We start from the raw sequence: 4,524 nt of genomic DNA, 5'->3' as shown, positions 1-4,524 counted from the left end.
GTGCTCGCCGGTTTCGAAGAGGCGGGGCACTGTCGCCGCGGCTACGTGATCGAGAAGCTCGGCGCCGCGCAATTCGCCGCCTCAGGCACCGTCGACCGACTGCGCACCTACGCGGGCCTCGCCGATCCACCACCCCGCACGGCCGTCACCCTCGCCGCGACCGACCCCGCGAACCCCTACGGTGCGGCGCTCGGCTGGCCCAAGCTCGACGGGGTGTCGCACCGCCCCGGGCGCAAGGCGGGCGGTCTGGTCGTCCTGGTCGACGGCACCCTGGTGCTCTCCCTGGAACGCGGTGGCCGCACGGTGCTGTCGTTCAGCGATGACGTCGACGTGCTGCGTGCCGCCACCGCCGACCTCGCTGCCACCGCGCGCAGCCGACGCCTCGATACCCTCACCGTCGAGAAGATCAACGGCGAGGGGGTCTACGGCACCGCACTCGCGCTCGCCCTGCAGGAGGCCGGCTTCGTGGCGACGCCGCGCGGATACACCCTCCGCAAGGTCGTCTGAGCGATGCCTCTACGCTGGAAGCCATGATCCGAGAGTTCGCCGCCGGCATCCGTACGCTGCTGCGGGGATTCGGGCTGTGGCGCACGCGGCCCGGCCTCATGGTGCTCGGACTGATCCCCGCGATCATCGCGCTGATCCTGCTCGCCGCCGCACTCGTGCCGCTGATCATCTCGCTGCCGTCGGTCTCCACCTGGCTGACGCCGTTCGCCGAGGGGTGGATCGAACCGTGGCGCGGACTGCTGCGGTCCGCAGTGAGTTTCGTGATCGTCGCGGCGGCGCTCGCCCTGGCCAGCGTCGTGTTCAGCGCTCTGACCCTGACGATCGGCGACCCGTTCTATCAGCGCATCTGGCACGCGGTCGAGGTCGATCTCGGTGACGCTCCCCCTGCCGATGGCGGCAGCTTCTGGAGCGCCCTCGGCGAAGGGCTCCGGCTGGTGCTGCTCGGCATCCTGATCGCGATCCTCGTGCTGCTGATCGGCCTCATCCCGGCCGTCGGCGGATTCCTCGGCCCCATCGCCGGTGTCGTGCTCACCGGTCGGCTGCTCGCACGCGAACTGACGGGCCGCGCCTTCGACGCCCGCGACCTCAGCCCCGCCGACCGAGCCGTGCTGTTCTCCGGCAGCCGCGCACGGGTGCTCGGCTTCGGTGTCGCGACCCAGCTCTGCTTCCTCATCCCCGGCGGCGCCGTCGCGATAATGCCCGCCGCCGTCGCCGGGAGCACCCTGCTCGCGCGGGACATGCTCACCCGCGCCGGAACCGCTGCGCTGCCCACGACGACGACCCCGACGCCGCCCCCGCCCGCGCCCCTCGGGGCTTCCTGATGCCCGAGGGCGACACGGTCTTCCGCACGGCCCGACGCCTCGACGAAGCGCTGGCCGGTGCGGAGGTCACCCGCTTCGACCTCCGCGTCCCCCGGTTCGCCACGCTCGATCTGACCGGGCAGCCCGTGCACGGCGTGGTTCCCCGCGGCAAGCATCTGCTCATGCGCATCGGCGACAGCACACTGCATTCGCATCTGCGCATGGACGGCGCCTGGTTCACGTACCGCCCGGGAGAGAAGTGGCGGCACCCGGCGTTCAAGGTGCGCGCCGTCGTCGGCACACCGCGGAGTGAAGCCGTGGGCGTCGACATCGCCGAGATCGAGGTCGTCGCCACGCGCGACGAGGACCAGCTCGTGGGGTACCTGGGGCCGGATCCCCTCGCCGACAGCTGGGACGCGGCCGAAGCGGTCAGGCGTCTCGGGGCCGATACGCGCAGCATCCATGTCGCACTCCTCGATCAGCGCAACGTCGCGGGGTTCGGCAATGAGTACGCCGCGGAACTCCTGTTCCTGCGCGGAATCCTGCCGACCACGCCGACGCCGGAAGTCGATGTGTCCACCCTCATCGATCTCGGCGTCCGCACCATCCGCGCCAATCGCGACCGCCGCCACCGCACCTTCACCGGCATCGATCGCCCGGGTCAGGGCACCTGGGTATACGGTCGCGCCGGACGCCCGTGCCGACGCTGCGGAACCCTCATCCGACGCGGCGAGCAGGGTGCCGATCCGACCCGCGAGCGCGTCACCTTCTGGTGCCCCTCCTGCCAGCGCTGACCACATCCATCCGCGGGAATGAATCCGCCCCTGCCGTGGTTGTTGATATATCCGGAGAACTCCGGAGCACGGGAGGAATCGTGGGTAAGAACTACGTCGACATCGAGAACGACCAGGGCGCGACGCTGCGGTATCGCAAGCACGCGAACGGCCGGGGTCTCGTCGCGCACGGCGCGAAGGTGCACCCGAAAGCGCACATCGAGGCCGGTGCGTATATCGAACCGGGGGCGCGCGTCGGCGCCGGGGCCACCATCGCCCGCGGCGCCTGGATCGACGAGGATGCCGTGATCGGCGAAGGCGCGTTCGTCGACGCGCACGCGCACGTCGGCCACGGTGCGGCGATCGGCGATCACGCCTACGTGGGTGTCCGCACCGACATCGGCGCCGGAGCGCGCATCGTCCGCGGCGCCAGGATCGGCGACGACGAGACGGTCGCCGCGGGACTCACCATCGCGACGGACCAGAAGGGCCTGTGGCTCGCGGCCTGACCGGCCGAGCCCTGAGCCGGCTCACAGCAGGCGCCGCTCCGACGCCCATGCGGTGAGTTCGTGCCGCGACGACAGCTGCAGCTTCCGCAGCACCGATGACACGTGGGTCTCGACCGTCTTGATCGAGATGAACAGCTCCGACGCCACCTCCTTGTAGGCGTACCCGCGGGCGATGAGGCGCATGACCTCCTGCTCGCGCGCCGAGAGCCGGTCGAGCTCGTCGGTCGCGGTGGCGGTCTCTCCGGAGACCGCCCCGAACGCGTCCAGCACGAAGCCGGCGAGTCGCGGTGAGAACACGGCGTCTCCCTCGGCCACCGCCCGCACCGCGCTGCTGACCTCGATGCCGGACGAGCCCTTGGTGATGTAGCCCCTGGCCCCCGCACGGATCACGCGCACCACGTCGGCCGCCGCATCCGAGACGCTCAGCGCGAGGAACCGTGCGCCGGTGGGTGCCGAACCGCGGATCACGGCTTCGCCGCCGGCCGCATCGTCGCCGCTTCCGCCGGGCAGATGCACGTCGAGAAGAACGACATCCGGCCGTGTCGCGCCGATCACGGTGATGGCGGAGGGCACGTCGGCCGCCTCGCCGACCACATCGACGCACGCGTCGAGATCGGCACGCAGGCCGGAGCGGAAGATCGAGTGGTCGTCGACGATCACGACCCGGATGCTGTCAGCCACGTTGTTCCTCCCGAGCGAGTGCCGGCCGCAAGGCCGGGCGGTCCTGGAGCGGGCCCGTCATGATCCGCAGGTGCACCTCGGTGCCGTTCTCGTCGCTGCGGACCGCTCCGCTGCCGCCCGCACGGCGCATCCGTCCGATGATGGACTCCCGCACGCCCAGCCGATCGCTGGGCACGTCGTCGAGCCGGAACCCTGCGCCGCGGTCGCGGATGAACACGTCGACACCCGAAGCACTCCCCTCGATGTACACCGAGATCTCGCCGCCCGCATGACGGGCTGCGTTCAGGATCGCCTCCCTGGCGGCCGCCGCGAGCTCCCCGCTCGCACGTTCGGTCGACAGACCGGCCGAGACGACGTCGATCCGCACCGGATAGTCGAGCTCGAGAGCTCCCGCATAGTCGCGCAGGTCTGTCGGAAGGTCGCTGTCGGCCGGGGCGTCCCCGTCGTAGAGCCACGCACGCAGCTCGCGCTCCTGCGCCCTGGCGAGGCGTGCGGCCTCGCTGGAGGCCCCCGCCCTGTTCTGGATCAACGCGAGCGTCTGCAGCACCGAGTCGTGCAGGTGCGCGGCCATCTGGCTGCGCTGCTCCTCGCGGATGCGGCGCACGCGCTCACCCGAGAGCTCGCGCCATCGGGGGATCAACGTCGACGAGACCACGGCCACGAGTCCGGCCAGAGGAAGGAGCACGAGTGCCACGCCGGATCGAGCGATCGGCCAGGACAGCAGGATCGTGAACAGCAGAGCCAGCAGCAGGATCGAGAGGATCCGGATGCTCATGCTGTGCCGGGGTCCTCGAGCCGTGTCCGTGCGGTCGACCAGCGTGGCCCAGAGCCCGGCACCCGTCGCAAACGCCGCCGTACCGCCCACGACCAGCGCGGCGAGGTCCGGCGGGATCGATCCGCTCAACCAGTCACTGCCCCCGCGCCAGACCAGCACGACGAGCATCCCCACGGCCGCGGGAGCGAGCAGCAGCCAGGCCACCGGCATCCGCCTCGTCGGCGCGCCCTCCCCCTCCTCCCACGGCGTGAACATCCAGCACCAGGCGTAGAGGAGCACTCCTGCGCCGCCGCACAGGGTGAGGGCGATGAACAGTGCCCGCACGGTCCACACCCGCACGCCGAGATGACGCGCGAGCCCGGTGCTGACGCCGGCGACCAGGCAGTCGCGATCGCGGGTCAACGGCGGGCGCGGCGGTGCCGCGGCACGCGGGGGTCGCGCCGGAACGTGCGCCGAAGAGGACATGTGGCAATCCAATT

6 protein-coding genes are annotated in these 4,524 nt (G+C 71.2%); 4 read left to right on the top strand and 2 right to left on the bottom strand.

Annotated features, from left to right (window positions below):
• From B2869_RS14795 to B2869_RS14780, 4 genes are all read left to right on the top strand, one after another.
• The coding region (locus B2869_RS14795; protein WP_422655922.1) for an Lhr family helicase at window positions 1-507 on the top strand (507 nt) is incomplete at its 5' end.
• Window positions 508-530: 23 nt separating this feature from the next.
• A complete protein-coding gene (locus B2869_RS14790) occupies window positions 531-1,328 on the top strand; it encodes an EI24 domain-containing protein (RefSeq protein WP_292768150.1) in 798 nt (265 codons plus the stop codon).
• Window positions 1,328-2,101 carry a DNA-formamidopyrimidine glycosylase family protein gene (locus tag B2869_RS14785; RefSeq protein ID WP_292768147.1) on the top strand — a complete coding sequence of 258 codons (774 nt, stop codon included), beginning with the start codon at window positions 1,328-1,330 and terminating at the stop codon, window positions 2,099-2,101. The genes B2869_RS14790 and B2869_RS14785 overlap by 1 nt, the downstream gene beginning before the upstream one ends.
• Before the next feature lie 80 nt (window positions 2,102-2,181).
• The gene (locus B2869_RS14780) at window positions 2,182-2,589 is read left to right on the top strand and encodes a DapH/DapD/GlmU-related protein (protein WP_017829277.1); all 408 of its coding nucleotides are present in this window, start codon (window positions 2,182-2,184) and stop codon (window positions 2,587-2,589) included.
• A gap of 21 nt (window positions 2,590-2,610) precedes the next feature.
• Here B2869_RS14780 and B2869_RS14775 read toward each other — a convergent pair whose 3' ends face one another.
• Both B2869_RS14775 and B2869_RS14770 read right to left on the bottom strand, forming a co-directional pair.
• Window positions 2,611-3,270, bottom strand: coding sequence for a LuxR C-terminal-related transcriptional regulator (locus B2869_RS14775; protein ID WP_292768140.1), 660 nt, complete (start codon window positions 3,268-3,270; stop codon window positions 2,611-2,613).
• Window positions 3,263-4,510: an ATP-binding protein gene (locus B2869_RS14770; RefSeq protein WP_292768137.1), complete on the bottom strand. Its 1,248-nt coding sequence runs from the start codon at window positions 4,508-4,510 to the stop codon at window positions 3,263-3,265. The genes B2869_RS14775 and B2869_RS14770 overlap by 8 nt, the downstream gene beginning before the upstream one ends.
• Window positions 4,511-4,524 lie beyond the last annotated feature (14 nt).

This window comes from Microbacterium sp. UBA3486 (assembly GCF_002377845.1).
Lineage (GTDB): Bacteria > Actinomycetota > Actinomycetes > Actinomycetales > Microbacteriaceae > Microbacterium > Microbacterium maritypicum_A.
This window is presented reverse-complemented; position numbering and strand designations above follow the sequence as displayed.